General features: G+C 68.8%; 24 protein-coding genes. 4 read left to right on the top strand and 20 right to left on the bottom strand.

Features of this window, described 5'->3' with window-relative positions; genetic code table 11:
- Positions 1-26: 26 nt before the first annotated feature.
- The 9 genes from NO930_RS09770 to NO930_RS09730 form a co-directional block, all read right to left on the bottom strand.
- Complete coding sequence (locus tag NO930_RS09770; protein ID WP_256403332.1) at positions 27-602, bottom strand: DUF6517 family protein; 576 nt, start codon at positions 600-602, stop codon at positions 27-29.
- 105 nt (positions 603-707) lie between these two features.
- On the bottom strand, positions 708-1028 hold the full coding sequence (locus tag NO930_RS09765; RefSeq protein WP_137784665.1) for a transcription factor S: 321 nt from the start codon (positions 1026-1028) through the stop codon (positions 708-710).
- A gap of 77 nt (positions 1029-1105) precedes the next feature.
- Positions 1106-1942 (bottom strand): DUF7289 family protein, encoded by an 837-nt coding sequence (locus tag NO930_RS09760; RefSeq protein ID WP_256403330.1) that lies wholly within the window; start codon positions 1940-1942, stop codon positions 1106-1108.
- Positions 1939-2484 (bottom strand): DUF7266 family protein, encoded by a 546-nt coding sequence (locus NO930_RS09755; protein WP_256403328.1) that lies wholly within the window; start codon positions 2482-2484, stop codon positions 1939-1941. Before NO930_RS09755 ends, NO930_RS09760 begins: the two co-directional genes overlap by 4 nt.
- On the bottom strand, positions 2477-3475 hold the full coding sequence (locus NO930_RS09750) for a DUF7261 family protein (RefSeq protein ID WP_256403327.1): 999 nt from the start codon (positions 3473-3475) through the stop codon (positions 2477-2479). Before NO930_RS09750 ends, NO930_RS09755 begins: the two co-directional genes overlap by 8 nt.
- Positions 3463-4101, bottom strand: coding sequence for a DUF7288 family protein (locus NO930_RS09745; protein ID WP_256403326.1), 639 nt, complete (start codon positions 4099-4101; stop codon positions 3463-3465). The genes NO930_RS09750 and NO930_RS09745 overlap by 13 nt, the downstream gene beginning before the upstream one ends.
- A 2-nt stretch (positions 4102-4103) precedes the next feature.
- A complete protein-coding gene (locus NO930_RS09740; protein ID WP_256403325.1) occupies positions 4104-4709 on the bottom strand; it encodes a DUF7287 family protein in 606 nt (201 codons plus the stop codon).
- Entirely contained in the window at positions 4699-6729 is a 2031-nt protein-coding gene (locus NO930_RS09735) for a type II secretion system F family protein (RefSeq protein WP_256403324.1), read from the bottom strand. The genes NO930_RS09740 and NO930_RS09735 overlap by 11 nt, the downstream gene beginning before the upstream one ends.
- Positions 6730-6756: 27 nt before the next feature.
- Positions 6757-9711 carry an ATPase, T2SS/T4P/T4SS family gene (locus NO930_RS09730; protein WP_256403322.1) on the bottom strand — a complete coding sequence of 985 codons (2955 nt, stop codon included), beginning with the start codon at positions 9709-9711 and terminating at the stop codon, positions 6757-6759.
- A 218-nt stretch (positions 9712-9929) separates the two neighbouring features.
- Here NO930_RS09730 and NO930_RS09725 point away from each other — a divergent pair, with 218 nt between their 5' ends.
- A complete protein-coding gene (locus NO930_RS09725) occupies positions 9930-10604 on the top strand; it encodes a DUF1405 domain-containing protein (protein WP_137784572.1) in 675 nt (224 codons plus the stop codon).
- A 33-nt stretch (positions 10605-10637) separates the two neighbouring features.
- Here the strand turns inward: NO930_RS09725 and NO930_RS09720 are convergent, their stop codons facing one another.
- Positions 10638-11360, bottom strand: coding sequence for a metal-dependent hydrolase (locus tag NO930_RS09720; protein ID WP_256403321.1), 723 nt, complete (start codon positions 11358-11360; stop codon positions 10638-10640).
- Positions 11361-11576: 216 nt separating this feature from the next.
- Here NO930_RS09720 and NO930_RS09715 point away from each other — a divergent pair, with 216 nt between their 5' ends.
- From NO930_RS09715 to NO930_RS09705, 3 genes are all read left to right on the top strand, one after another.
- Complete coding sequence (locus NO930_RS09715) at positions 11577-12773, top strand: sensor histidine kinase (RefSeq protein ID WP_256403320.1); 1197 nt, start codon at positions 11577-11579, stop codon at positions 12771-12773.
- A 60-nt stretch (positions 12774-12833) separates the two neighbouring features.
- The gene (locus NO930_RS09710; protein WP_256403319.1) at positions 12834-13577 is read left to right on the top strand and encodes a fumarylacetoacetate hydrolase family protein; all 744 of its coding nucleotides are present in this window, start codon (positions 12834-12836) and stop codon (positions 13575-13577) included.
- 72 nt (positions 13578-13649) lie between these two features.
- Positions 13650-14645, top strand: a complete 996-nt coding sequence (locus NO930_RS09705) for an SDR family NAD(P)-dependent oxidoreductase (protein ID WP_256403318.1) — start codon at positions 13650-13652, stop codon at positions 14643-14645.
- Positions 14646-14843: 198 nt separating this feature from the next.
- Here NO930_RS09705 and NO930_RS09700 read toward each other — a convergent pair whose 3' ends face one another.
- The 10 genes from NO930_RS09700 to NO930_RS09655 form a co-directional block, all read right to left on the bottom strand.
- Positions 14844-15038, bottom strand: a complete 195-nt coding sequence (locus NO930_RS09700) for a cold-shock protein (RefSeq protein ID WP_137784680.1) — start codon at positions 15036-15038, stop codon at positions 14844-14846.
- A 78-nt stretch (positions 15039-15116) separates the two neighbouring features.
- Positions 15117-15377 (bottom strand): DUF8119 family protein, encoded by a 261-nt coding sequence (locus NO930_RS09695; RefSeq protein WP_137784681.1) that lies wholly within the window; start codon positions 15375-15377, stop codon positions 15117-15119.
- A 105-nt stretch (positions 15378-15482) separates the two neighbouring features.
- Positions 15483-15944 (bottom strand): universal stress protein, encoded by a 462-nt coding sequence (locus NO930_RS09690; RefSeq protein WP_256403317.1) that lies wholly within the window; start codon positions 15942-15944, stop codon positions 15483-15485.
- Positions 15944-17710 (bottom strand): VC_2705 family sodium/solute symporter, encoded by a 1767-nt coding sequence (locus NO930_RS09685; protein ID WP_256403316.1) that lies wholly within the window; start codon positions 17708-17710, stop codon positions 15944-15946. Before NO930_RS09685 ends, NO930_RS09690 begins: the two co-directional genes overlap by 1 nt.
- The gene (locus NO930_RS09680) at positions 17707-18177 is read right to left on the bottom strand and encodes a DUF4212 domain-containing protein (protein ID WP_137783573.1); all 471 of its coding nucleotides are present in this window, start codon (positions 18175-18177) and stop codon (positions 17707-17709) included. Before NO930_RS09680 ends, NO930_RS09685 begins: the two co-directional genes overlap by 4 nt.
- Before the next feature lie 110 nt (positions 18178-18287).
- Complete coding sequence (acs, locus tag NO930_RS09675) at positions 18288-20279, bottom strand: acetate--CoA ligase (RefSeq protein ID WP_256403315.1); 1992 nt, start codon at positions 20277-20279, stop codon at positions 18288-18290.
- A 93-nt stretch (positions 20280-20372) separates the two neighbouring features.
- Entirely contained in the window at positions 20373-22169 is a 1797-nt protein-coding gene (locus NO930_RS09670) for a bacterio-opsin activator domain-containing protein (RefSeq protein WP_256403314.1), read from the bottom strand.
- 260 nt (positions 22170-22429) lie between these two features.
- Complete coding sequence (gene acs, locus NO930_RS09665) at positions 22430-24400, bottom strand: acetate--CoA ligase (RefSeq protein ID WP_256403313.1); 1971 nt, start codon at positions 24398-24400, stop codon at positions 22430-22432.
- Positions 24401-24499: 99 nt separating this feature from the next.
- Positions 24500-25861: a GTPase HflX gene (gene hflX / locus NO930_RS09660; RefSeq protein WP_256403312.1), complete on the bottom strand. Its 1362-nt coding sequence runs from the start codon at positions 25859-25861 to the stop codon at positions 24500-24502.
- Positions 25858-26214: a DUF2209 family protein gene (locus NO930_RS09655; RefSeq protein WP_256403311.1), complete on the bottom strand. Its 357-nt coding sequence runs from the start codon at positions 26212-26214 to the stop codon at positions 25858-25860. Before NO930_RS09655 ends, hflX begins: the two co-directional genes overlap by 4 nt.
- Between the last annotated feature and the right edge of the window lie 77 nt (positions 26215-26291).

Genomic DNA, 26291 nt, shown 5'->3' with positions numbered 1-26291 from the left:
ATCCTCGCTCCGTGGGCGGTCGGGAGTCACTCCCCGGACGATCCGGGGGTCACTCCCCGGACGATCCGGAGCAGGTCCCGGCGAGCGGCCGACGCGTCTCGGCCCGCCGGATACGCGTCGTCGGGGACCGGGTAGGCACCGCCCGCGAGGAGGTATCCGTCGGCGACCCACACCGCGAGAAGCGCCTCGACGGCGACCGACTCTCCCCGATCACCGTCGGTCGACTCGCCCGCTCCGTCGGCGGTCACACACCGTCCCCGGAACGTCGAGAGCGTCGCCTGTGAGGCGTTCGGGTCGTCGATCGCGATCGCACGATCGCCGCGGTGCTCGACGGCGTCGATGTCGCGCGCGGCGAGGCGATCGCGGAATCCCGATTTCGCCTGCCGTTCCACGAGCCGCGTGAGGGCGGCGTTCGGAGCCGTCTCCGGTCGAATCTGGAGGCGACTCGCGAAGACGAATGGCCGCGGCGTCGGTCCGGTTCGCTCGTATCGAAGCGTGTGCGCCTCGACCGAGACGGGCCCGGCGGCGAACGGTCTCTCGGTCGTCTCGGAGACGCGTCGCCACCCGTCGAGGTGTGCGCGCGGCAGCGACGGCGGGCGCATACGCACTCGTCGTGGCGCGCACACCTAAAACGAGGTGTCGGCTCCGCCGAGGGTGACGAGCGGTCGTCGCCGGCGCGCGGCTGTCCCGCCGCCGGACGAGAATCCTCAGTGGTCGTCTTCGCGCCACTTGTGCTCGCACTCGGTACAGACGAAAAATCGGGTCTCGGACTCGTCGGCAGAGCGGATCTGTTGCATGTACCAGTACGCGCGGTCGTTACCGCACTCGGGGCAGTGCGCGGTGGTCTTCGGGAGACCCTTGTCCTCCGCGTCGCTCACGTCCACGACCTCCGATTCGACCTGCGACTCCGTGGTCCACTCGTCGTCGTCGTCCTCGCGCCCGATCTCGTAGCCGCAGGAGTCACACACCCAGTGGTCTTCGCCCTCGCCCGACTTCATCATCGAGCCGCACTCGTCGCAGAACTTCATGTCGGAGGGAACCGCGGATCGTATATAAACGGCGGGATCGAGTCGCCGCGAGCGCGCCGCGTCGTCCCCCTCGGCGGTCACGACCGAAGCGCGGCGTCGATGGCTATCCGGCGGACGTACACGGTCTGGTTCTCCGTGAGCGTCGCGCTCGCGACGGTCTCGTTCGCGGTGACGTCCCCGAAGCCGTCGGTGCGATCGAAGTACCGTCCCCACGCGGGCGCTCGCGGCGACTCGATCCGGATCTCGTGGGGGTCGTCCGCGGCGTCGAGTCGGGTGAGTCCGCCGTCGTTCGGCGTGCCCGTCTCGATCTGGACGGTCCCGTCCCCGCCGGCGGTCACGGCACCGGACACCTCTAACAGCCGGACGACGGGGAGGACCGTTTCGCCCTCTGCGGCGACGAACGGAGGGTCGGACAGCACCGCCGTTCCGCCCGAATCGCTCCGGAACAGCGCTCCGGCCTCGTAGGCGATCGTCGTGTCTCCGCTCGTGTACTCGATCGGCCGGGTCGTGATCTCCCTCGTTATCCGTCCCCCGCTCTCGTTTTCGATCCACACCGTCGTCGGATCGGCGACGGCGAGTCGCCCCCCGTTCATCCTGATCTCCGTCGACCGGCTGGGGTCGTCGTACCGCTGGATGTCCCGAACGTTGTCGTCGAGCACCTCGAAGGCGCGCTCGACGTTCGCGAGACGCGCCGCCTCCTGTCTGTCTTCCACCCCGGCGAGCCCGACCGTGAACACCGTCCCGATCGTGACGGTGACGAGCGAGAACACGAGGACGTACCCCACGACGTTGCTCACGCCCCGGTCGTCGGACGCGAGCCCCGCGAACCCGCCGTCGGCGACCGAGATCGTCGGGGCCCGGCCTCCGCGTTCGTCCCCGTCGCCTCGCCCGCGGAGCCGCGCTCCGTCGCTCATCGCTCCGTCACCTCGAGTGTCCCCGGCCCAGAGGCCCCGTCGGCGACGGTGTATCTGATGCGGATCGCCCCACCGCGAACCGTCGTCGGCGACACGTCTCGGGTCGCGGCGTGAGGGATCTCGATCCGGACGTCGGGGCTATCGGTCCGGACCGCGACCGCGTCCGAGTCGACCGCGATCCGATACGGTCTCCCCGCGATCCGCGACGGGAGGTCGGCCTCGACCGCGACGGTCACGTCTCCCTCGCTTCCCGGACGATCGGCCTCGGCGGCGCGAGCGAGCCGATCCGCGGCCTCGAGATTCGCGACGGCCGTCTGCCCGGCGACGGCGAGTTCGCTCTCGACGGTCCGCTGCGTCTGCCCGTCTATCACGCCGCCGACGGCGACGACGACTCCGGAGAGCAGCAGCGCGCCGATCGCGAGCGTGAGCACGTAGCCGACGGTGACGCTCACGGCCCTGTCGTCGGCTGCGAGCGACCCCCGGCCGCCCCCCGCCGCGGGAGGGATCGAGGCGGACCGGCCCTCGCTGCCGGCGTCACTCATCGGGTTCACCCGGGGCGACCCGAACGGTCGTCTCGAACCGGACGTCCGCCGTCCGGTAGCGGAACCGGAGGGTGGCGTCGTACACCGCCGGAGAGGATGCGTCCGCCAGCGGGCCGTCCGGCTCCCTCGTCGTGAGCGCGGTCGCGGTCATCTCGGCGTCGACGCCGTCGGCGTTCGCGAACTCGATGTCGTACGGATCGGCGTCCCCGCGCAGTTCCGCCGGCCAGATCCCCGGACACGGTTCGCCGTCGATCGTCCCAGCGGTGAGATCGACCGGAAGCCGCCCGCCGTCGACCGTCTCCAGCCGACACGTCTCCGTCGCGTCCGTCCCGTTCGTCGCGGTCGCGACCGCCGCTTCGTCCGACCCGTCGTCCGGGTCGTACACGTACACCTCGTGGGTGGTGTTCGATCCGGTTCGGTTGAACACGACGGTGACGGCCGTCCCGGGAGCGGTCGACGCGCTCGCGTCCGGAAGCGACGGCTCCCCGACCGCGAACACGAACGCCCGCGTCCGCTCTGCGTCCCGGACGGCCGCCGAGTCGTCGACCGAGCCCGCGACGTATCGGCCCTCTCGGAGGCCATCCCCGGTCGGGTTCAGCTGAGAGATCCCGCCGCGTTCGGCCGCGGTCCGCGCGAGCCGCCCGTCGAGGTCGGTGATCCCGTCTTCGACCGCGGTCTCGGCGGAACCGTAGCTGTCGGGGCGCTCGCGGTTCGTCGCGTCGATCAGCGTCCCGGTTCCGTCGACCGCGGCCGCCCTGATTTCGAGGGGCTCGCCGTCGGCGGCCTCGATACCGCGCGTCGCGAGGTTCTCGCTGTAGATGCTCGCGTTCAACAGGACCACGAGCGCCACCAGCGAGACGGCCATGACCAGTCCGGCGACCAACAGGAGCTGTCCGCGGTCGGCGTCGCGGAAGCGGTCGCCGTCGCGGAGACGCCTCTCGTCGTCCGCCTCGTCGCCGTCGGCCGCGGGCGGGACGTTCACATCCGCCATACGACGATGCGCACCTCCACGTAGTCGTACACGTCGCCGGCGACGACGTCGTCTTCGACGTAGAACGCGCCGGGGTCGCCCTCCAGTTGACGGAGCGTCGTGTCTTCGTACCCGGGAGCCGTCAGGTTCGCGTCGTCTGCGAGCGCGACCGACCGCCTCGCGGTCACCGCGTTGTCGCTCGGCCTCCCCATGTCCACCACCTCCGTCCGGTTCTCGTTGCGGTCGCCGTGTCGGATATCCACGTTGAACGCGATCGATCGGTCGAGGAACGTCCGGTTCAGCGTCTCGCCGAAGTCGTTCGGCGGACCGCCCTCGGTGTAGCTCTCGTCTTCGCCCGTCCCCACGAACGCGCCGTCGCCGGAATCGGCCTCGGGGTCCCAGTAGAGCAGCGCCGACTCGAGGTCGCCGTTGTCCGCGCTCGTCGCGAGCAGGTCGCCCGCGACCGCGCGCTGCTGGTTCTCGATGTGCTGGTTCGACGTGCTGGCCGAAAGCGGCGTCACGGCCGTCGCCTGCAGGGCGAACGTCAGCCCCGCGACGAGCAGGATGGCCGCCGCGAACGCCTCTAAGGTGTGCGCCTGCGCGCGGTCGCGCCGTCCGCCGCCGAGCCGGTCGAGGAGTCCCCGCATCGTCACCACACCCGCACCGTGAGCCGATACTGCTCGCCGTGGAGCGAGACGAGCCGCTGTGAGACGGTGACGTCGCCGCCGGCGTCGCCGGGCGATTCCGGCCGGGAGAGCACGACGTCCTCGAACGTGCCGTGTCTGGTCGGTATCGTGACGTTCGCCGGGTTCTCGCTCGGGGCCGTCTCGTCCGGTCGGTGTATCACGACCTGCACGTCGCGGTCGAGGCCGAACTGCGCGTCCGGGCTGGTCGCGACGCCGTCTGCACAGCCGGCGTCGGTAGCGAGGGTGCCGTTCGGTTCGAAGAAGGCGACGGTGCACGCGGGCGACAACACGCCCGGATCCGCGGGCGACGCGGCGAGGACGTCGTCGGCGAGCGCGGCGGCGATCCGGTCGCTCACGAGCGGCGCGGCCGTGTCGGCCGCGGCGAACGGATCGAAGAGCGACGGGACGAACGCGACCACGAACGCGAGCGTCAACAGGAACACGCCCGCGCCGACCGCGAAGTCGATCGGCGTCTGCGCGCGGCGGTCGCCGAGTCCGACCGGTTCGGGGCGCTCGCTCCGGTCGCCGAGCGCCCGCCGTCCGATCCGGCCGGCGCGGTCATCCGACATAGATCCACACCCCCAGCGCGAGCGTCAGGAGGACGACGGCGAACTTGACGCCGGAGACGATGTCGGCGTTGCGGATGTACCCGCTGATGAACCCCGACAGGATCGCCTGCAGCGTCACCGCGTGGAAGAACAGAAGCGAGAGGACGTCGGGGTCGACGCCGCCACCGCCGCCGAAGCCCGCGCCCGCCGAACCGCCCTCGGCCTGCGAGGAGAGCCCGCCCATCACGTCGATGAACTGCGTCTGGAGTATCGCCATCACGCCGAGAAGCGTCACGTACGTCATCACGATGATCGCGACCTGCATCCGCGTGCGAGAGCGGCGCTCGCGCTCGATGTCGTCCTGGTTCTCCGAGGCCTGCGCCGCCGTCGTCAACACGTCCGTGATCTGCGAGGAGGCCTCCTGTGCCTCCGAGATGAGCTTCACCGTGCGGGCCAGCCGCGGGACCGCGTACGCGTTGTTGAACTCGACCAGAGCGTCCCGGAGACTCATCCCGTAGTTCACCTTGGCGTGGATCACCTCGAACTCCTCGGCGAGCGTCCCGCTCGACGTGTCCGCGACGGTCTCGACCGATTCGAGCAGGGTCTGTCCGGTGTCATTCGCAGACGAGAGCTTCCGGAGGCTCTCGGAGAGCTTCCCCGTTATGGCCCGCTTCGACCGCTGGCTCCACTCGTGGAACACCGCGAGCGGGACCAACACGAGGTACGTCGGAACGTACACCCAGACGAACGTCGCCCACACCGGTCGGGCGACCCACCCGTCGAACGTCGTCGGCGCGCTCCCGCCGACCGCCGCGACGACGACGATGACGAGCGCGGTCGGCACCGTCAGCGCGAGGGTGTAGAGCGGATTGTCGCGCAAGAACAGGTGCGGCGAGGCGAGGATCTGTTTCGTCTTGTAGGTCCCCTCCCTGTTCCGGATCCGGTCGAAGACGCCGAACCGTCCGACGAACGCCTCGACGAGCCCGAAGTGGAACAGCCCCTCCTTGCTGGTCTGCCGGAGCCGCTCGCTGCCGCCGTCCGGCCGGAGGTAGCCGTCTCCCGGCTCGTCCTGTTTCACGGTGGAGACGAGCACTAAGAACCCCGCGCCCGTCAGCGGGATGAGCGCGTACACCGTCGCGTACAGGAGCCGGTCGTCCGCCTCGCCCATCATCCCCATGATGACGAGGATGATGATGAGGAGCAGCGGAAAAAGCGAGAGCGTCATGTACATCTCGCCGAACAGCTCCAGCGTCTCCAAGGTCATCTCGCGCTCCTGTTTCGAGGTGCGGAGGTGTTTCTCCTTTTTGTCCTTCAGGAAGCTCTCCATGTCGCCGCCGGAGTTGACGATGGAGAGCATGTCCGCGAGGAACTGCGACAGCTCGTCAGAGGGGGTCTCCATCGACTGCTGGCGGATCGCGTTCCGGTAGTCCGTGCCGAAGTACTCCGTCTCGTTGACGATGCTCTGGAACTCGCGAGAGACCTCGCCGTAGGTGTCCTCCGCCGTGGCCATCGCCTGAAGGATCTCCAGTTGGTTGAGCCCGCCGACCGACAGCGCGTACATGAACGAGACGGAGTCGGCGAGAAGGAGGTTGATCTCGCGCTCGCGGGCCGAGGCCCGCGAGTAGGGGACCGCGACGAGCCCGCCGAACCCCGCAGCGAAGCCGAGCGACCCGAAGACGAGCCCGCTGAGGACGATCGCCGTCGGCACGACGAGCGAACGAAGCAGCTCCTGAGCCGCCGGGTTGGGGGCGGGGATACCGAGCGAGAGCGCGGTCGGATCGAGCAGTCCGAGCGAGAAGATCCCGTAGCCGACGAGCGTGCCGACGAGCCACAGGACGCCGCCCACGATGACGCCCGCACCGAGCGCGCGCGACACGTACATCTCGACCTGATCGGGCATGCGCGCCTCCGCGAGCGTTCGCTCGACGTCGCCGACGAAGTCGCCGTCGGGGTCGAACAGGAGCTCGAACGCCGGGTAAAACAGCTCCGCGAGGAGGTCGCCGTCGACGGAGCCATCGCCGACGCCCGTGTCCACGCTCATCGCACTCGCCCCCCAGCGTGCATCGGCTCAGTCCTCCTCCGGGGGATCGACGGTACCGAACCCCCAGTCGCGGTCCGGCTCGTCGTCGGTTCCGGTCTCACCCTCGCCGTCTGCGTTCCCACCCTGATCGTCGGCTTCGTCCGCGTCCGGTTCGTCTCCCTGCTCCTCGGTCCCGTCCCCCGGCGACTGGCCCAACACGTCGATTCCCTCCTCGAAGGGTTCGTCGAAGTCGATCCCGTCAACGGCCTCGTCGTCGCGTCCGTTCTCCGACGGAGGCGTCGCGTCGGCCACCCCCTCGAACGCGTCGTGGTCCGGCGCGGTCGGTGCTCGCGGCGACGTCGTCGACTCCGGCGACCGGTCCCCGTCGACGTCGGACGCCGGGGGCGATCCGGGACTCGCCTCGCCCGCGGAGTCCGCTCCGGCGGGATCTGCGCCGGCGGGATCTGCGCCGGCGGGATCTGCGCCGACGAGACGGTCGGGGTCGAGCGCGTCTGACTCGACGCCGACCGCCGAGACCGCCTCGGCGTCGAGCGTCGCCGCCTCTCGCGCGGTCGACGCCAGCGTCTCGTGGTCCGCGTCCGGCTCGGCCTCCACGTCGCGGGCGGGCGCGACGTCGAGCAGCGCGTCAGCGACGGAGTCGGGCAGCCGACCGCGGTACTCCGCGAACAGGTCCTCGGCCTCGTCGAGGATGCCTTCGACCTCCTCGCGGCCCGCCTCGTCGGGCTCCGGCCGCGGGACCATCTCCTCCTTGTCGCGGTCGACGTTGATCAGGACCGACTCCATCTCGCGGAGGTCCTCGAGCGAGCGCTCCAGCTCCTCGTTGGCCATCAGCGCGAGCACCGTCTCCGGGTCGTTGATGAACGCCTGAAACGTCGCCGCCACCTGCGCGTAGCTGTTGAGTCCGCGGTCGATGAGGTACGCTAACACGATCCGCCGCTTCCGGAGTTCGGCGTCGAGCGTCTCGCGGCTCCACCCGCGGTCGAACATGATGTCGTCGAGCGTGTTCGAGTCGCCCATCTGGAGGAACTCGTCCGTCTCCGCCTGCCACTGGAACACGTCTTGGACGTTGATCTCGTCGTTCTCGGCGTCGTAGTGGTTGATCTCGGTGAGCGACTTGTTGCGGCGCACCTTCCGGCCCTGCACCCGCGTCGACGTCTGCACGGAGACGAGATCGAGGGCGGTGAACATCGTCTTCGAGACGTTGATCGGGTCGGTGGTGAACCGCTTGAGCACCTCGCCGACCGTGTCGGCGTGGAAGGTGGTGTAGGTGGTGTGGCCGGTCGACATCACTTGGAATGCGGTCCGGCCCTCCTCGCCGCGGATCTCGCCCATCACGATGTAGTCGGGGCGCTGGCGGAGCGCGGCCTCAAGCAGGTCGAACTCGTCGATGTCGCCCTTGTCGTCGTCCGAGAAGGAGGGGCGGGTGACGGAGGCGATCCAGTTGCGCTGTGGAAGCTCGACTTCGCGCGTGTCCTCGATGGAGACGATCTTCGCGTTCGAGGGGATGAAAAGCGAGACCGCGTTCAGGCTCGTCGTCTTCCCGGAGGCGGTGCCGCCCGCGAAGATCAGGCTCTTGTGGTTCTCGATGGCGAGCCACAGGAAGGCCATCTCGTCGAGCGAGAACGTCTTCCAGTTGATCAGGTCGATCGGGGTGAAGGGCACGTCGTTGAACTGCCGGATCGTGTAGTTCGTGCCGTGGTCCGAAACCTCCCGACCGAGCGTGAGCTGCGCGCGGGAGCCGTCGGGGAGCGTGGCGTCGACCTGCGGGCGACGCTTCGAGATCCCCTTCCCGGAGCGCTGTGCGAGCTTCACGACGAAGTCGTCCAGCTCGTCGGTGCCGTGGTAGACGTTGGTGATGATCTGCTCGTAGTCGGAGTGGTAGACGAAGACGGGCGAGTCGTACCCGTCACAGGAGATGTCCTCGACGTTGATGTCGTACTTTATCGGGTCGATGCGCTCGTAGCCGATGAAGTCGCGCTTGAGGTAGTAGAGCAGCTTTTCGACCTGATGATCGGTGAGCGTCTCCGGGTCCTCGGCGAGGACCGCGGGCTCGGGCCGCGCGCGCACCGCGGTCGCGGCGTCGCTCCCCTCCATCGGGGGCTCGTAGCCGAGCGACTCCGTTATCCGCCCGGCGATACCGGCGGTGACGTCGAGTCCGAAGCGATCGGAGAGGCCGTCGATCAGGTCGTCGACGGCTCCCCGCCCGCCGTCGGCGCGGTCGTAGAGGCCGTATCGATCGAGAAGCGTCAGCGTCTCGTCGACGATGACGCCCTCGCGGAACGTCTCGTCGCCGCCGGCGATCGCCTCGTCCGCGTACTTGATCGACGTGCGGAGCTTCCCGGTGAGAAATTCGACGAGGTCGGTCTCGATCTCGGTCCGATACGGCTGCACCGCGTAGTACTTCACCTCGTTCTCCTTCGTGGACCGGAAGACCATCACGAACGCGTACGGCTTGTTCACCCAGTACCGCTCGATCTCGCGGAAGTGCGCCTTCTTCGGGAGCGGGACCGCTTTCTCCAGGTCGTAGCGGTTCGCGAGTGTCGCGCGTCCGTCGTCGGTCGAGAAGAACGCGTCCTCGTCGACGTCGGGGTTCACGTTCACCGTACGCTCGTCGACCAGGTCCGCGAGGTCCGCGGCCGCGCGCTCGCCGGCCCCGAGGAGCGGTTCGGTCCGGTCGGGATCGAACCCGAGCGCCTCGGTCTTGTCGGCGTGCGTGAAATCGCGTGGTTCCCCCTCCTCGTCGGTCGGGGGGGTCCCGTCAGCGTCGAAAAAGAACTCCTCCGCGTAGTCGTCCCACGTGTACCGCCCCTTCACCGCCGTCGGCCCCTCGCGTTCACCGCCCGTACCGACGCGATCGCTGAGGTGGCGGGCGGCGGTCGCACCCGCAGCCAACAGATCGGGAACGGCGTCCGGCTCGAACGCCGGCGGCTCCGCCGTGCCGTCCCCTGACGGAGGCGAGCGCTCGGCGTCCCCTGTGGTCATAACTTCGAACTGTTCACGAGTACTAAAAAAGGTGTCTCGCAAAACTCCGCGAGTGATAATCACCACGCGTCAGACAGTGAACACGTGTTCGGTACGCTCGGGCCCGCTCGGGGTCGCGCGGCGTCGGAAACGCGCCGCGGTCAGTCCCGTCCGAAAGGGGCGGTTTTAGGTCGGCGGGGAACCGATCGCTCGGTGTGTCATCCTCCGATCGCGGCCGACTGACGGCGGCTCGAACGCTCCTCGGGCGGCTCCGCGATCCGGCGGTCCGCGACCGCGTCCGTGCGGCCGTCACGACGGAGCTTCTGGGGACGCCCCGGAGCCTCGCGATCGTCTTCGGATTCACCGCGTTCATGTTCGCCGTGGGCGTCGGCTACTACGCGCCGACTGCCGGCGACGTCCCCGTCTGGCTGTGGCCGCTGTACGCGGACTCGGCCGTCGGCGTCGCCCTCGGCGGGCTGGTCCTCGCGAGCGTCGTCCCGACGGTTCGGGCCGGCGAGAGCGTCGTCGACGCGCCGACCTCGCGGCCGCTGGCGTATCTCCACACCGTCGCGTTCGTCTGGCTCGTCCAGTTCGGGCTCTGGCCGCTCGTCTCGCTGAACCTCGCGGTCGGCGCGTACCTCGCCGCGCCCGACGCGCTGGTCTACTACTGGGGCGTGATCGGGACGCACCTCTGTTTCGTCGGGCTCGCGCTGCTGTTCCCGGCGTTCGGCCGGACGACGCGCGGCGCGCTCGCGACGGCGCTCGCGCTCGTCGGTCTCAACGCGGTCGTCGACTACGGCTTCGGATACCACCCGCCGCTTCTGTACGAGCCCGGGCCGGTCCTCGCCGGCGCGACGCTCGCGATAGGGATCGGGGCCGTCTGGCTCGCGGCGCGGTCGTTCCGTCGGCTGTGAGCCAGCTTTTCGGCTCACCGGCCCACCGTACCGTCACTCCAAGACGTAGGTCTCGTCGCCGTCGAGGACGATCGGCTCCGCTGCGGCTCCCGCGGCTTTCACCTCGTTGACGAACTCCCGCGTGTCGATCTCGATCGGCGGGAACGTGTCGTAGTGCATCGGGAAGACGACGTCAGCGCCGACCCAGTCGGCGGCGATCCCCGCGCCGGCCGGCCCCATCGTGAAGTGATCGCCCGCCGGGAGCGCGGCGGCGTCGGGTTCGAGGTACGGCGCGATCACGTCGACCATCTCCGACATCAGGCCCGTGTCGCCGGCGTGGTAGAACGTCGTGCAGTCGGGGTCGGACTCCTGTGTCGGCTTCTTGTCGCCGATGACGAAGCCGGCGGGCATCCCCGCGGAGGTGCCGTAGCCGGTGTCGATCCCGTTCGAGTGGTCCGCGCGCACCATGGTCACCCACGCGTCGCTGCACTCGACGGTGCCGCCGATGTTCATCCCCATCCCGCCGACTGCGCTGTCGTGGCCGAAGGTGTCCTGTACGTACCCCGTCAGCTCGGGGGTGGCGACGACCGTCGCGTCCTCGTACCGGTCCGCGTCCGAGATGTGGTCGGTGTGCCCGTGCGTCAAGAGGAGATAGTCGGGGTCGAGTTCCTCCGGATCCACGTCCGTCTTCGGGTTGTCGAAGTGCGGGTCGATGAGCAGCTCCGTGTCGTCGACCACGACGTGCCACGTCGAGTGGCCGTGCCAAGTGAGTTCCATAGTCCGCTCGGACCATCTCGGCGAACGCTAATAAAATCCGACACCGCAGAGGGTCGGACCGGAGGCTCGTGGTGAGGAACGTCCGGTTCACCCGCAAACTTCGATCGATGAGGACACTCGATCACTTCTAGACCACCTTATCGCAATATCGACCCTCGACTACACGCTTAACAGTTTCATCGACGTATCGGAACCGAATGACCTCGGAGCCACAGCATGGGGCGTGACCGATCGGGTCGAGGGGACGATGCGAGCGAGGCCGGGAGTACCGAGCGCGCCGGGAGCGACCGCGGCGGTGACGAGACGCGCACCGCCGGCGACGGTCATGCGACCGAAACGCGTCCGACCGGCGACGGCCGCGCGGTCGATTCGGGCCGCTACCGACACCTCATCGAACACGTCCAGGACGCTGTCGTCGAGTTCGACTTCGTCGACGACGAACCGATCGTTCGGTCGGTGAACCGGGCGTTCGTCGACGTCTTCGGCTACGACCCGGGCGAGATACGCGGCGGGTCGCTCAACGACTGGATCGTCCCAGACTGGAAGCGCGAGGAGGCCCGCCGGCTCGACGAGCGCTCCGCCGCCGGCGAAGTCAACTATCAGCAGGTCAAACGCGAGACGGCGACCGGACTCCGGGAGTTCCTGTATCGAGGCGTACCGTACGCGGAGGGAGACGAGGCGGCGAGAGACGGCGGATTCGCCGTGTACACAGACCTCACGGAGATATCTCGGAACGAACGCCGGCTGAAGGTGTTGAATCGCATCCTGCGTCACAACATCCGCAACAACGCGAACGTCGTCGCGGGCCACACGACGCGCCTGCTCGCCGAGATGGACCGGCGAGACGACGAGGCGGTCGACGTGGCGGCGACGATCGAGCGGGCGGCCCACGAACTGGAGCGGCTCGCGGACGAGGCGGGGAACATCCGTCGCGTGCTCCGCCGACCGACAGAGGAGGGCGACGAGATCGACCCGGTCCCCCTCGTCCGGTCGGTGGTCGAGGACCACCGCGAGCGGTCGCCGGCCGCCGATATCTCCCTCTCGCTTCCCGAGTCCGCGTCCGTGCTCGGAGACAGCCGCCTGCGATACGCCGTGGACAGCCTCGTGGACAACGCGATAGAGCACAACCCGAGCCCGACGCCGCGGGTCCGCGTCAGCGTCGAGGGCGCGACCGCCGCGAGCGACCCGGACGGCGAGTGGATCGTCCTCCGGGTCGAAGACGACGGCCCGCGAATACCGCCCGACGAGCGGGAGGTGATCCTCGACAGCGCGGAGATCACGCCGACGCACCACGGCAGCGGTCTGGGGCTCTGGCTGACGGAACTCACCGTCGAGACGTTCGGCGGAGACCTCGCGTTCGACAGGAGCGACATGGGCGGCAACGACGTCTCGATACGCCTCCGGCGGCGGTGAGTCGGTCGCTCGGCGGCCGAACCGGGAACGCTTTGTGCCGCGGCCTCGCACACGCCGACCATGCACCGCGTACGGTTCCGCGACCCGGCCGGATCGATCCGCGAAGGCACGTACGACCCCGCGAGCGACACCGTCGCGTTCGCCGGCGACGAGTACGCGCTCGACTCGCCCGAGATCGACGTGCTCCCGCCGACCGACCCCTCGAAGATCGTGTGTATCGGCCGCAACTACGCCGAACACGCCGCGGAGCTTGGCAACGACGTGCCCGACCGTCCCCTGCTTTTCTTGAAGCCGCCGAACGCGCTCGCGAGCCACGGCGACACCGTCACCGTCCCGGCGGGCAAAGACCGGATCGACTGGGAGGCCGAGATCGCGGTCGTGATCGGCGAGCAGTGCAAGGGCGTCGACGCCGACGACGCGATGGACGTGGTGGCGGGGTTCACCTGCATGGACGACATCTCGAACCGCGACGACCAGAACAGAGAGCAGAACTGGGTCCGTGGGAAGGCGTTCGACAACGCCGCGCCGCTCGGCCCGGTCCTCGCCACGCCCGACGAGGTGCCCGACGACGCGAGCGTCGAGTTGCGCGTGAACGGCGAGACGAAGCAGTCGAGCGACCGCGCACACCAGATCTTCGACGTGCCCACGCTGATAGAGGAGATCACGACGTACATGACGCTCGAAGCCGGCGACGTGATCGCGACCGGCACGCCCGAGGGCGTCGGTCCGCTCTCCGACGGCGACACCGTCGAGGTCGACGTCGAGGGCGTCGGCGTCCTCGAACACGACGTGCGGATCCCGTGACCGGTCGAGCCGCGCCGGCCCACTGACGCCGCGGCCGACAGGTTTCTTGTGGTGACGCGCCTCGGATAGCGTATGGCAGGATGGACGGCCGACGAGATGCCGCGACTGGACGGGAAGACGGTCGTCGTCACCGGTGCGAACAGCGGGCTCGGGTTCGAGGCGACGCGGGCGTTCGCCGCGAGGGGAGCAACGGTCGTGATGGCGTGTCGAAGCGTCGACCGCGGCGCGGACGCGACCGCCGAGATCCGCGCGGACGCCGGCGGCGACACGGACGGTACGCTGGAGGTGCGCGAGTGCGACCTCGCCTCGCTCGACTCGGTGGCGTCGTTCGCCGAGGGCGTCGCCGACGGCTACGACGCCGTCGACGTGCTGTGTAACAACGCGGGCGTGATGGCGATCCCGCGGCGCGAGACCGACGACGGCTTCGAGACCCAACTCGGCGTCAACCACCTCGGCCACTTCGCGCTCACCTGTCGGCTGTTCCCGCTTCTCGCCGCCGCAGACGGAATCGAAGACGGCGGGTCGGAGAGGCCGGGGAGCGGAACGCCCGACGGGGCCGGGGACGCCCGCGTCGTCACCCAGTCGTCGGGCGCACACGAGCGCGGCGAGATGGATTTTTCCGACCTCAACTGGGAGGAGTCGTACGACAAGTGGGACGCGTACGGTCGGAGCAAGCTCGCGAACCTGCTCTTCGCCTACGAGCTGCAACGGCGGATCGACGCGGCCGACGACCCCGTCGGCGTCCGCAGCGTCGCCTGTCACCCCGGATACGCCGCCACGAACCTCCAGATGCGGACCGCAGAAGAGAGCGGCACTCCTCTCGCCGCCGCCGTGATGCGCGTCGCGAACGCCGTGTTCGGTCAGGACGCCGCGACGGGCGCGCTCCCGTTGTTGTACGCCGCGACCGCCGACGTCGACGGCGGCGCGTACGTCGAGCCCGGCGGCCTCCTGAACATGCGCGGGTCGCCGATAGTGGGCCGCTCGAACGACGCGTCCTACGACCTCGACGACGCCCGACGCCTCTGGGAGCACTCCGCGGAGGCCACCGGCGTGGACCTGTCGCTTTGAGCCGAGAGGCCGGAGTCCAGAGCCGAGAACCGAAAACGGGAATTGAGTGCCGAGTGCCGAGCCGCCGGCCGCCGCCGCGACGGCGTGGCCGTCGCTCGCGGCGGTGATATACGCGAGACGCGGTTCGCGCGCTGTGCGTGAGAGTCTCCGGCGTCGCCGTCGGCGAGATCCCCGAGGGTCGCAGCCGGACGAGACGAGCTACAGCCGGGTGAGGTTCGTCGCTCGCGGCCCCTTCTCGGCCTCCTCTATCTCGAACTCTACCTCCTGTCCCTCCTCGAGGTCCGGGCCGCCGACGTCTTCCATGTGGAAGAACACGTCCTCGTCAGCGTCGTCAGTCTCGATGAATCCGTAGCCGCCGGTGTCGTTGAAGAAGTCGACCTTGCCTGTCGCCATCGCACGTCGAGAGACACCCGACTGCATGATAAGTGTTGTGTACCCACAGAACGGCGGCGGCGACGCGCTCTGCCGGCCTCACTGGCTCCGTTTCGCCATCTCGACCGAGATGAAGAAACCGAAGTACGCCGGAATCCCCGCCAGCATGAACATGTACAGGACCCACCGCGGTGCCGTCGGAAACACGAAGTCGTAGAGGAGCGACGCGAGCGTCACCCACGCGACGGCGAACGCCAGATCGCCGACCATCCCGGTCCGGTTCTCGCGGACCTGCGATCGCAGGCGGTCGGCGACGCTCTGGTCCGTCTTTCCGTCGTCAGGCGAGTTCGTGTCGGTCATGCGTGTTGGTGGGGATCGAGGTACGTCGGTGTTGTGGAACCGAGCCGAGAACGAACGACACCGGGGCCTGAAACGCGCCGCGAGCGCCGGTTCGTTCGGTGCCGCTCACTCCTCGTCGAGGTAGTCGACGACGAGAATGGGGACGTGCGTCGAGCGCAGCGTGCGCTCGGTGACGCTCCCGAGCAGCGCGCGGCGGACGCCGGCGCGACCGTGGCTCCCCATCACGATGAGGTCCACGTCGTGGTCCTCGGCGTAGTCGCCGATCACCTTGTGCGGTCGGCCGCCAGAGACGTGTTCGACGACGTCGACGCCGCGTTCGGTTCCGCGATCGGCGACCACGCCGGTCGCCTCGTCGGCTTGGTCTTTCAGTTCGCCCATCTCGTCGAACCGGCCCTGTTTGAGACGGTCGACCTGTTCGGTCCCGAGACTGAAGTTCACGGAGTCGATGTCGACGACGTACAGCGCGTGGACCTCGGCGTCGTACTTCTCCGCGAGGTCAAGCGCGTGGTCGACGGCGGCCTCCGCGACGTCGCTTCCGTCCGTGGGTACGAGGATGCGGTCGTACATTATCGTTCCTCCTCCGTTGATCCGTCGTCAACTGCGCGGTCGCCCTCGGCGGCCGCGTCGTCGATTGCGCGGCCACCATCGGTCGCAACGTCCTCACCGCCGTCCGCGGCGACCACGTCCTCGGCGGTCTCCTGTTGCCCCATCGGCTCGGGGCTGTGACACTGCCGGACGATCCGCTTCGTTTCGAGCGACGGCTCGTCGGTCGCCATCGAGACGACGATGGTGACGACGAACACGATCGGGAGCGTGATGAGCGCCGATCCGATGGCGGGCATCCACTGAGCCAGTCCCGCCGACAGCGGCGCTTCGAGGGAGCCGATGTACGTCGGGACGATCTGGTTGATCATCGGGATCGACCAGAGCGTGAGCCCGGTCGTCATGCCTGCGAGTGCGCCCGGCCGGTTGGCGTTCTCCCACCACATACCGAGGAAGAACATCGGGAACAGGACGGAGCCGGCGAGCGAGAACGCGTATCCCACGAGCGCCGCGATCGACGACGCGGGGTTGAGCGCGGCCAGCGTGGTCAGCGCGCCCAGCGCGACGATCGAGAGGCGGCCGACGAGGATCTGCTGGCGCTGCGTCGCGTCCTCGTTGATGATGTTCGTGTAGATGTCGTGGCTGATCGCCGAGGAACCGGCGATGAACAGCCCGGCGACCGTCGCGATCGCCGCGGCGATACCGCCGGCCGCGACGATGCCGACGAACCAGTCCGGGAGCCCGGACAGCTGCGCCGCCAGCACGACGATGACCTCGCTGGCCGCGCTCGTCATGCCGGGGTCGCCGTAGGTCGCACCGACGTTCTGCGAGTAGAGGTCGGTCCCGAACGCCGCGAACGCCGGAGCGCTCCAGTAGAGGATACAGATGAAGAACAGCCCCCACACCGTCGACCAGCGGGCCGTCCGTTCGCTCTCGACCGTGTAGAACCGGACGAGCACGTGCGGCAGGCCGCAGGTGCCGACGATCAGCGAGAACGTGGTGGCGACCCAGAGGTAGTAGCTCGACGAGGCGAACGGCTCGGAGAACTCGCTACCGAGTTCGCTGATCAACATCCCGTATTCGAGCTGCGGTAACACCGTGGAGTAGCCGTTCGTCCAGCCGACGACGAACAGCCCGACGACGAACGCGAGGATGAGGATGACGTACTGGACGGCCTGGTTCTTCGTAGCGCCCAGCATCCCGGACAGGGTCAGGTAGCCCACGGTGACGACCATCATGGCGACGACCATCACCTGGTACCCGTCGAGGCCGGGAATGAGCCCCCCGTAGTTACCGAAGATGTACAGGCCGACGAGCGCCATCCCCTTCGCCTGGCCGATGGCGTAGACGAATCCGATGAGGAACGTCGTCACCGCCGCGATGGCGCGCGCGGTGTCGGAGTTGAAGCGGTCGCCGACGAAGTCCGGCGCGGTGTACTTCCCGAAGCGGCGCAGCTGCGCGGCGAGGAAGATGAGCAGGATGAAGTAGCCCGTCGTCCAGCCGACGACGAACACGAGCCCGTAGAACCCCGCGAGCGCGATCGACGCTGCCATGCCGAGGTACGAGGCGGCCGACATCCAGTTCGCCCCGATCGCCATGCCGTTCTCGACGTTCCCGATGGACCGACCGGCGACCCACATGTCGTCGGTGTCGGCCACGCGGAAGACGAAGCCGATCGTGAGGAACAGGCCCAACATTCCGATGACGAGGAGCGCCGGCCCTATCTTGAACGAGATGTCGAGCGCCTCCGGAAGGAGGTCGCTCTGTAGGAGGAGCGAACTCGCGGTCATTCGTCGGACCCCCCGTCGGTCGCGGCGACGTTAGCGCTGCTTCCGCTCTCCGTACCGGTGGCGTGGTCGATACCGTACTTCTCGTCGAGCGCGTCTCGCTTACGCGAGTACCAGAACGCTAAGATCAGCGCGCTGGTCGGCGCACCGAACGCGACGAGGAAGTAGTGGAGCGGGAATCCCAAGATCGGCATCTGGCTCGTCATCGGGCCGGGTGCGAGCCGCGTCAGGGTCACCGGTCCCCACACCGCGAGGACCCAGATGGCGAACCCGGTCCAGACGATGCGGAGGTGATCGCGCATGTACGGCGTGCTCGGATTCAGGATGTTCACCTCCGCTCCGAGGTAGTCGGTGTCGCTGTGCTTCTGTGCCGCGCCGGTCGCGACGCCGCCATCGGTGGCCGCGTCGTCGGCTGCGCGGCCCCCGTCGGTGGCCACGTCGTCCGTGTCGTGTGAGCTATTATCTGTCATGTGTCGTGGTATGTCGCATCGTGATCGGTTTGTGGTCGTTTTTCGTGATGGATTGTCGCGGTGGCGTCGTATCGTTTCGATTGCGTCTCTCGAAAACGGTGCCGCGGTCGCTACTCGTTGGCTTTCTGCTGGATCTCCTCGACGATCTCGGGATTCCGGAGCGTGCTGGTGTTACCCAACTCCTTGCCGTCGGCGATGTTCTCCAGCAGGCGGCGCATGATCTTTCCGGAGCGGGTCTTCGGGAGGTCGGGCGTGAACACGACCTGTTCGGGGCGAGCGATCGGCCCGATGGCGTCCTCGACGGCGGCGACGATCGCCTCGCGAAGCTCGTCGTTGCCCTCGTAGCCGTCTTCCGTCGTCACGTACGCGTAGACGGCCTCGCCTTTGATGTCGTGGTCACCGCCGACGACGGCGGCCTCCGCGACGCCCTCGACGCCGACGATGGCCGACTCTATCTCCATCGTCCCGAGCCGGTGGCCGGAGACGTTGAGCACGTCGTCGACGCGGCCGAGCACGGTGATGTAGCCGTCGTCGTCGATCTTGGCCCCGTCCTCGGGGAAGTACACCCAGTCGTCGGGGTCGTCGCTGTCCGTGTCGGAGTACTCCGCCCAGTACTCCTCGATGTACCGCTCGTCGTTTTTATACAGCGTTCGGAGCATCCCCGGCCACGGCTTCTGTACCGTGAGGTAGCCGGCCTTGCCCGGCTCCACTTCGTCGCCGAGCGTATCGAGGATCTGGACGTCGAGACCCGGCAGCGGCGGTCCGGCCGCTCCCGGCTTCATGTCCTTGACGCCCGGGAGCGTCGTTACCATCATCCCGCCCGTCTCGGTCTGCCACCACGTGTCGACGACGGGACACTCCTCGTCGCCGATGTGCTGGTAGTACCACTTCCAGGCGCGCGGGTTGATCGGCTCGCCGACGGTCCCGAGCAGCCGCAGGCTGGAGAGGTCGTGACGGTCGGGGTACTCCTCGCCCCACTTCATGAACGCGCGGATGGCGGTCGGCGCGGTGTACAGCTGGGTCGCGTCGTACTCTTCCACTATCTCCCAGAGCCGGTCGCGCTCCGGGTGGTCCGGCGTCCCCTCGTACATCATCGTCGTGGTCCCCAGCGACAGCGGCCCGTAGACGATGTACGAATGGCCCGTGATCCAGCCGATGTCGGCCGAGCAGAAGTACGTGTCTTCGGGCTTGATGTCGAGGACGGCCTGAGACGTCCAGGAAACCCATGACAGATACCCGCCGGTCGTGTGTTTCACGCCCTTCGGCTTGCCCGTGGTCCCCGACGTGTACATGAGGAACAGCATGTCCTCCGCGTCGCGGGTGACCGGCTCGACCTCCGCGCCGGCGTGGGCGTCGACGAGGTCGTCGTAGTCGATCTGGTCGTCGCCGAGGTCGCGGCCGAAGTCGTCGCCGTTCGGGCCGAGTCGGTCGACGACGACCGTCGTGGTGTCGTGCTCGACGTCCGCGAGCCCCTCGTTGGCCTTCTCCAAGTGGTCGAGGGGGTCGCCGCGCCGGTAGTAGCCGTCGCAGGTGACGAGATACTCGGAGTCCGCGGAGTTCATGCGCGTCGCGAGCGCGTCGGCGGAGAATCCCGCGAAGACGACGCTGTGGGGCGCGCCGATACGGGCGCACGCCAGCATCGCGATCGGCAGCTCCGGGATCATCGGCATGTACATCGTCACCACGTCGTCCTCCTCTACGCCCTGTTCGCGGAGCGCGGCCGCGAACTCGTTTACCTCGCGGTGGAGTTCCTCGTACGTGTACGTGCGATCGTCCTCGTCGACGGGCTCGCCGACCCACTCGATCGCGGCCTCGTCGCCCCGCTCGTCGAGGTGTCGGTCGAGACAGTTCGCCGACGCGTTCAGTTCGCCGCCCGTGAACCACTCGTAGAAGGGCGGGTTACTATCGTCGAGCACCTGATCGTACCCGGTTTCCCAGTCGAGAAGGTCGGCCGCCGTCTCCCAGCACTCCGGCCAGTTCTCCTCGAAATCGTCGTAGATCTCGGGGTCGGAGACGTTCGCCTGTTCGACGAACGACTCCGACGGCTCGAACACCGCCTGCTCTGCCAACCTCGCTTCCAGTTGACCGTCACCCTCTGTCATGGTACGGTCTTACCCAACCGATCTCACCATATAAACGCTCACGCTAAATACGAAAAATCGTGATACTCTCCGCGGGGCCCGCCGCCCCACGAGTCACGAGCGGCGCAGTCGGCGCTCGTCCTCGAAGAGCCCGTCCAAGAGCGCGCGCTGGGCCTTCCGGAGGTGGTTGTGGAACGTCGGCGACGAGACGTCCATCGCGTCGGCGACCTCCTCGGCGGTGCTCCCCCGCGGCCAGTCGAAGTACCCGCCGTGGTACGCGGCCGAGAGCGCGGTCCACTGCCGGTCTGTGAACCGGTCTTTGACTCCCTCACGGAGCGACGATTCGGTCCGGGGAGACCGCGCGACCGACTCCTTGCTCGCGAGTCGCGCCTCGTCGAACGCGCGGCGAAACCCGTCTGCGACCGGACGCACGTCCGTCCCTTCGGGCAGATCTGCGATGACGCGCACCCGGCCGTCCGCGGCCGTCGCGTCGCGGACCGTGGCCCCGTAGTCGGTGAGCGTCTGGACGGCGGACCCCTCCGTCACCTGAACCGACACCGAGCACCCCTCCTCGTCGGTCTCGATCAGGCGGAGATCGGAGACGCCGGGAAGGCCGTCGACGACGTCCGCGATCCCCTGCGGTCTGGCGTCGGTCACCGACAGATACAATCGGGACGTGTCGTCGGAGACGGTGACCGTCGAAGAGAGGTCGATCTGACAGTCGAGAGCCGCGCTCGCCCGCGCGAGGAACGCGGCGTCGTCGGTCGTCTGAAACTCCACCTCGGTCACCGCGTCGGAGTGGAGCAGCTTCCGCCAGCGCCTCGCGGTCACGGCCCAGCCGAGCGACCGTCCGAGCACCTCTGTCGTTCGACGTTCGGGCGCGTCGACCGGGCGGCCGTCGGCGGCGACCGCACACAGCGAGCCGTGCGTCACGTTCTCGTAGGTGACCGGGACCGCTACCGCGGGCCGCCCCCCCGTCGTGGGATGGCCGTCGGTGGTCACCGCGGTCCCCTCCAGTGCGTCGTGCCACGGTCCGCCGTCGACGAGCCCGCGCTCGCGGAGCGCCTCCGGTTCGACGCCCGCGGCTCCCGCGACGTCGACGCGGCCGCCGTCGGTGGGCTCGCGGACAACCCACGCCTCAGCCCACCTGTCGTCCGCCGCGAGCCGCCGCGGTACCGCCGAGATGGGACGACCGTCGCCGTCGTCGTCTCCGGTCGCGATCGCCTCGAATCCGGCGAGCCCGGTCGGTGCCGCCCGGTCCGGGTCCGACGTCCCGCCCGCGTCGTTCGGGGCGGCGGGCGCGTCCCGACCTGACGGGGGACGAGCGACGGCCTCGGCGAGCGCTCGCCCGTCGAGACGGTCGAGGTACGGGTCGAGGGGCGCGGTCGTCTCCCACCCGCCGGCGTCGCGAACGGCGTGGGGGTCGACGTCGCGGTCGACGAGGAGGCGGCGCGCGAAGGTGTGTCTGAGGTCGTTCACGGTCACGTCCGGACTGACGGTCCCGTCGGTCCGTGCCGACGCGCGCGTCGCCGTCTCGCGCACGACCATCTGGATCCGCCGCGCAGACACGCTCACGAACGGGTCGGTCTCGCCGATCCCCTCGCTGTCTGCGTATCTTCGGAGTTCGGCGGCGAGCGACGCAGGAGCAACGGTCTCGCGGTCGATCGAGCCCCCGTCGTTCGGAGACTCGTCCGCCGTCTCCGGGCCCGCGCTCTCGTCTCCCGACGGGACGGCGAGGAGGACGTGTTCAGACGCGACGCCCACCTCCCGGAGGTGACCGGGCGTGACGCGTCCGATCTCGTCGGCCCGGAGCCCGGCCTCGCCGGCGAGCCGGACCGTCAGCGCCGCGCGGTACGTCTCCGCGGCGGTCACGAGCGCGTCGTACGCCTCCGTGTCGAGCGCGTCAGGCATCTGTTTCGGATCGTACAGCCAAACCGAAATAAAACGATCGGTCTCTGCGTCGCGTCTCCGGCCTCGTACCGAGCGTATTCGTCACTACCCGTTCTCATCGCGCGTGCGAGAGACGGTCAGCTGTACCGCTTCGGACACTTCGGCGACGAAGTATTTCGCAGACAGTATAGAAAGCGAAACGGAACCGTCGCCGGACGTCGACGACGCCGTGCGGGCCGGGTCGTGGCCGGACCCGTCTGCGACGTCGACGCCCGTCGGAGTCACTCCTCGCGAACGGTCGATTCGATCTCGCCGACGACCTCGGGGTTCCGGAGCGCGCTGACGTCACCGAACTCCTCGCCGCGGGCGATGTCTTCCAGCAGCCGGCGCATGATCTTCCCGGAGCGAGTCTTCGGCAGCTCCGGCGTGAAGACGATCCGATCCGGACGGGCGACGTCGCCGACGGACCGGGCGAGCCGCTCGCCTATCGCCTCGCGGAGCGGATCGTCGGTGTCGACCCCTCTTTGGGTGGTGACGTACGCCACGATCTGGCCGTCGTCATCGCCGACGACCGCCGCCTCCGTCACGCCGTCCGTCTCGACGATGGCCGACTCCAGTTCGGCGGTGTTGAACCGGTGCGCGCGGACGTTGATCACGTCGTCGACGCGACCGAGGATCGTGATGTACCCGTCCTCGTCGACGGTCGCGCCGTCGCCGGTCCGGTACCGCCAGCCGTCCTCGCCCTCCAACCAGTACTCGCGGCGGTAGCGGTCGTCGCCCTCGCGGAGCCCGCGCAACATGCCGGGCCACGGCGCGGCGATCGTGAGGTAGCCGGGCTCGCCGGGCTCGACCGGGTCGCCGTCCTCGTCGACCACGCGCGCGTCGATCCCGGGGAGCGGCGGTCCCACCGTCCCGGGTTTCATCGGCGAGATCCCGGGGAGCGTCGCGAGCGCGATCGCGCCCGTCTCGGTCTGCCACCACGTGTCGACGACCGGGACGTCGCCGCCGCCGACGTGCTCGCGGTACCACCGCCACGCCTTCGGCGTGATCGACTCGCCGACGGTCCCCAGGAGGCGGATCGACGAGAGGTCGTGGGCGTCCGGGTACTCCGAGCCCCACTTCATGAACGACCGTATCGCGGTGGGCGAGGTGTAGAAGACGCTCACCGCGTTGCGCTCGATCAGGTCCCAGACGCGGTCGCGGTCGGGGTAGTCGGGCGATCCCTCGTAGAGCACCGTCGTCGTCCCGAGCGCGAGCGGTCCGTACACGCCGTAGGAGTGACCCGTGATCCACCCGATGTCTGCGGCACACCAGTAGGTGTCGTCCGGGCGGACGTCGAGGACGTTGCGCGTGGTCCACGCGACCTGCGAGAGGTACCCGCCCGTGGCGTGCTCGACGCCCTTCGGTCGGCCGGTCGTCCCCGACGTGTACATCACGAACAGGAGGTCCGTCGCGTCGCGGGCGACGGGATCCACCGTCTCGCCGTCGTGCGCGTCGACGAGGCTCTCGTAGGCGTGCTCGTCGTCGCCGAGCGATACGTCGAGAGCGTCGCCGAGCCGATCGACGACGACCGTCTCACGCAGGTCGCCGTCGATCCGGAGCCGAGCGTTGTCGGCCTTCGACTTCTGGTTGAACGCGTCCTCGCGGCGGTAGTAGCCGTCACAGGTGATCAGGTACTCCGAGTCAGCGGCGTCGATCCGCGTCGCCAACGCCTCCGCCGAGAGCCCCGCGAAGACGACGTTGTGCGGCGCGCCGATCCGGGCGCACGCGAGCATCGCGACCGGCAGCTCCGGTATCATGGGGAGATACAGGGTCACCACGTCGTCCTCGCCGACGCCGAGGTCGCGAAGCCCGGCCGCCAGCGCGTTCACCTCCCGGTGTAAGTCGAGGTAGGTGTACGACCGGCGCTCGCCGCGCTTGCCGAACCACCGGATCGCGAGCTGGTTCCGCCGGTCTTCGAGGTGCCGATCGACGCAGTTCGTCGCGGCGTTGAGCCGTCCCTCGGGGAACCACTCGTAAAAGGGCGGATCGTCGTCGTCGAGGACGGTTTCGTACGGTCGCTCCCAGTCGAGCAGGTCGGCCGCCCTTCGCCAGGCCTCGGGTCCCTCCCGCTCGAACGACTCGTACACCTCGGCGTTGCTCGCGACCGCCCGGTCGCGGAACGACTCCGGCGGGTCGATCGCGTCGCCGCCGCTCACGACCGCGCTGTCGTTCCCGAGCGAGCGCCGGCCGTCCACTCCGGCGTCATCCATGATATTCGTTCGCAATCGGAAGCATGTATACTTTGTCCGAACACCCGGCCGCTGAGAAGCGGTCAGACCCCTCTCGCGGCCCCGTCGACCTCGGCACGGTCAGACCGATTCGGCCGAGGCGAGCCCGGCGGCCTTCGACCGCGCCCGCGCCACGATCGACGGCTTCGCTTCGAAGTCGACCGTGACCTGATCGCTCGCGTACGTCTCGTCGGCGACGTGGCCGTGATCGTGGATCCACGAGACGAGGCTCATCGCGTCGTCGGAGACGGGGAGGACGAGCCGCTCGCGTTCCCACTCCGGGAGTTCCGCCTCGACGCGGTCGCGGAGTTCCGCGACACCGGCTCCCGTCTTCGCCGAGACGGCGACCGGGTCCGGTGCCACGCCGGAGAGCGCGGCCCGCTTGTCCGCCAACTCGCCGGGCGCGAGCCGGTCGACCTTGTTGAACACGGTGACTATCGGTGCCTCGTTGCGCTCGTACAGCGTGTCGTGGCTGGTGACGAGCTTCTCGCGCATCGCCTCCACGGACTCGCTCGCGTCCACGACGAGGAGGACGAGGTCCGCGCGGTACACGGAGTCGAGCGTCGACTCGAACGACTCGACGAGCCAGTGCGGGAGGTCGGCGATGAACCCCACCGTGTCGGTGAGGAGGACGTCGCGCTTCTCCATCTCGGCGCGGCGCGTCGTCGTGCCGAGCGTGGTGAAGAGCATGTCCTGTGACTCCGCCGTCGTGTCGAGGTCGGGGTGGCGGTCGGCGTTCTCGTCCACGTCGATCTCGGCCGCGAGCCGCCGCATCAGCGTGGACTTGCCCGCGTTGGTGTAGCCGGCGAGCGCGACCAAGTCGAACCCGGAGTCGCGGCGCTGCTCGCGGCGCGCCTGCTCCTTCTCCGCGATCGAGTCCAACTCGTCGCGTATCTCCGATATCTGGCGTTTGATGTCGCGTTCGACGCTCTCGTCGTACTCGCCGAGCCCCATGAACCCCGGCCGCTCGTCGCGCTTCGCGAGGCTCGCTTTCGCCTCCGCGCGCGGCAGTTCGTACCGCAGCTGCGCGAGTTCGACCTGTAGCTGGGCCTTCCGCGTGTTGGCGCGCTGGCCGAAGATCTCGAGGATGAGCGTGAACCGGTCTATCACCTCGACGCCCTCCGGAAGCTCCCCGCCGATGTTGAACGTCTGGTACGGCCCCACGTCGTTGTCGAGTATGACCGCGTCGGCGTCGGTACGGAGAACCCGGTCGCGCAGCTCCGCGACCTTCCCCTCACCGAACATGAACGCGGCGTCCTCGGTGCGGGTCTGTGACAGCTCGTCGACGACCTCGTAGCCGGCCGCGGCGGCGAGCTGGCTGATCTCAGTCAGGTCGGCGTCGCCGGCGTCGACGCGCTTCGCGACGACCGCGCGGCGCTCGTTCGTGGCGTTCGCCCCCTCGACGCGTTCTCCCCCGGCGTTCCCCTCGGCTCCCCCCGTCATAACAGGAGGTCGCGAGCGGCGTACGCGGCGTGGTGTGCTGCCTGCACGGTTTCGCGTTCGCCTATGCTCTCGACGTATTTAAACTCGGGTCGAAAGCTCAGGCCGATCCGTTCGGCCGGCTCCTCGTAGAACTCGCCGCCCTCCGCGACCACGGGCCCGTCCGGCGGCTCGGGCAGGTCATCGACGGCCTCGGCCGTGAGCGCGACCGTCGCGTCGAGCGTCGGGCCCTCTCTGACGGCCGCGAACCCCATCCCCTCGACGGAGCGGATCCGTGTCGAATCGATCCGCGCGTGGACCGCGGCCGCCACCATCAGGTACTCGCCGCCCTCCTCGTGACGACCGCTGATGTCCACGCCGACGACCTCAGGGAGGGGCGGCCGCCACCTCGGTTCTCGGACCGCGCGCGAGCGCGCCGCCGCGTTCGATGTTC

The sequence above is a fragment of the Halorubrum salinum genome, from assembly GCF_024494575.1.
In the GTDB taxonomy this organism is placed as follows: Archaea; Halobacteriota; Halobacteria; order Halobacteriales; family Haloferacaceae; genus Halorubrum; species Halorubrum salinum.
The sequence above is the reverse complement of the archived record's forward strand: the minus strand, read 5'-3'. Positions and strand labels throughout refer to the sequence as shown.

Bases quoted from the DNA above. Each gene is read 5' to 3' on its own strand.
- acs (WP_256403315.1), bottom strand. From the start codon at position 20,279: ATGACAGAGGGTGACGGTCAACTGGAAGCGAGGTTGGCAGAGCAGGCG.
- NO930_RS09680 (WP_137783573.1), bottom strand. From the start codon at position 18,177: ATGACAGATAATAGCTCACACGACACGGACGACGTGGCCACCGACGGG.
- NO930_RS09740 (WP_256403325.1), bottom strand. From the start codon at position 4,709: ATGTCGGATGACCGCGCCGGCCGGATCGGACGGCGGGCGCTCGGCGAC.
- NO930_RS09770 (WP_256403332.1), bottom strand. From the start codon at position 602: ATGCGCCCGCCGTCGCTGCCGCGCGCACACCTCGACGGGTGGCGACGC.
- NO930_RS09765 (WP_137784665.1), bottom strand. From the start codon at position 1,028: ATGAAGTTCTGCGACGAGTGCGGCTCGATGATGAAGTCGGGCGAGGGC.
- NO930_RS09710 (WP_256403319.1), top strand. From the start codon at position 12,834: ATGCACCGCGTACGGTTCCGCGACCCGGCCGGATCGATCCGCGAAGGC.
- NO930_RS09745 (WP_256403326.1), bottom strand. From the start codon at position 4,101: ATGCGGGGACTCCTCGACCGGCTCGGCGGCGGACGGCGCGACCGCGCG.
- acs (WP_256403313.1), bottom strand. From the start codon at position 24,400: ATGGATGACGCCGGAGTGGACGGCCGGCGCTCGCTCGGGAACGACAGC.
- NO930_RS09760 (WP_256403330.1), bottom strand. From the start codon at position 1,942: ATGAGCGACGGAGCGCGGCTCCGCGGGCGAGGCGACGGGGACGAACGC.
- NO930_RS09730 (WP_256403322.1), bottom strand. From the start codon at position 9,711: ATGACCACAGGGGACGCCGAGCGCTCGCCTCCGTCAGGGGACGGCACG.
- NO930_RS09750 (WP_256403327.1), bottom strand. From the start codon at position 3,475: ATGGCGGATGTGAACGTCCCGCCCGCGGCCGACGGCGACGAGGCGGAC.
- NO930_RS09720 (WP_256403321.1), bottom strand. From the start codon at position 11,360: ATGGAACTCACTTGGCACGGCCACTCGACGTGGCACGTCGTGGTCGAC.
- NO930_RS09715 (WP_256403320.1), top strand. From the start codon at position 11,577: ATGGGGCGTGACCGATCGGGTCGAGGGGACGATGCGAGCGAGGCCGGG.
- NO930_RS09685 (WP_256403316.1), bottom strand. From the start codon at position 17,710: ATGACCGCGAGTTCGCTCCTCCTACAGAGCGACCTCCTTCCGGAGGCG.
- NO930_RS09670 (WP_256403314.1), bottom strand. From the start codon at position 22,169: ATGCCTGACGCGCTCGACACGGAGGCGTACGACGCGCTCGTGACCGCC.
- NO930_RS09755 (WP_256403328.1), bottom strand. From the start codon at position 2,484: ATGAGTGACGCCGGCAGCGAGGGCCGGTCCGCCTCGATCCCTCCCGCG.
- NO930_RS09695 (WP_137784681.1), bottom strand. From the start codon at position 15,377: ATGACCGACACGAACTCGCCTGACGACGGAAAGACGGACCAGAGCGTC.
- NO930_RS09690 (WP_256403317.1), bottom strand. From the start codon at position 15,944: ATGTACGACCGCATCCTCGTACCCACGGACGGAAGCGACGTCGCGGAG.
- NO930_RS09705 (WP_256403318.1), top strand. From the start codon at position 13,650: ATGGCAGGATGGACGGCCGACGAGATGCCGCGACTGGACGGGAAGACG.
- NO930_RS09735 (WP_256403324.1), bottom strand. From the start codon at position 6,729: ATGAGCGTGGACACGGGCGTCGGCGATGGCTCCGTCGACGGCGACCTC.
- NO930_RS09700 (WP_137784680.1), bottom strand. From the start codon at position 15,038: ATGGCGACAGGCAAGGTCGACTTCTTCAACGACACCGGCGGCTACGGA.
- hflX (WP_256403312.1), bottom strand. From the start codon at position 25,861: ATGACGGGGGGAGCCGAGGGGAACGCCGGGGGAGAACGCGTCGAGGGG.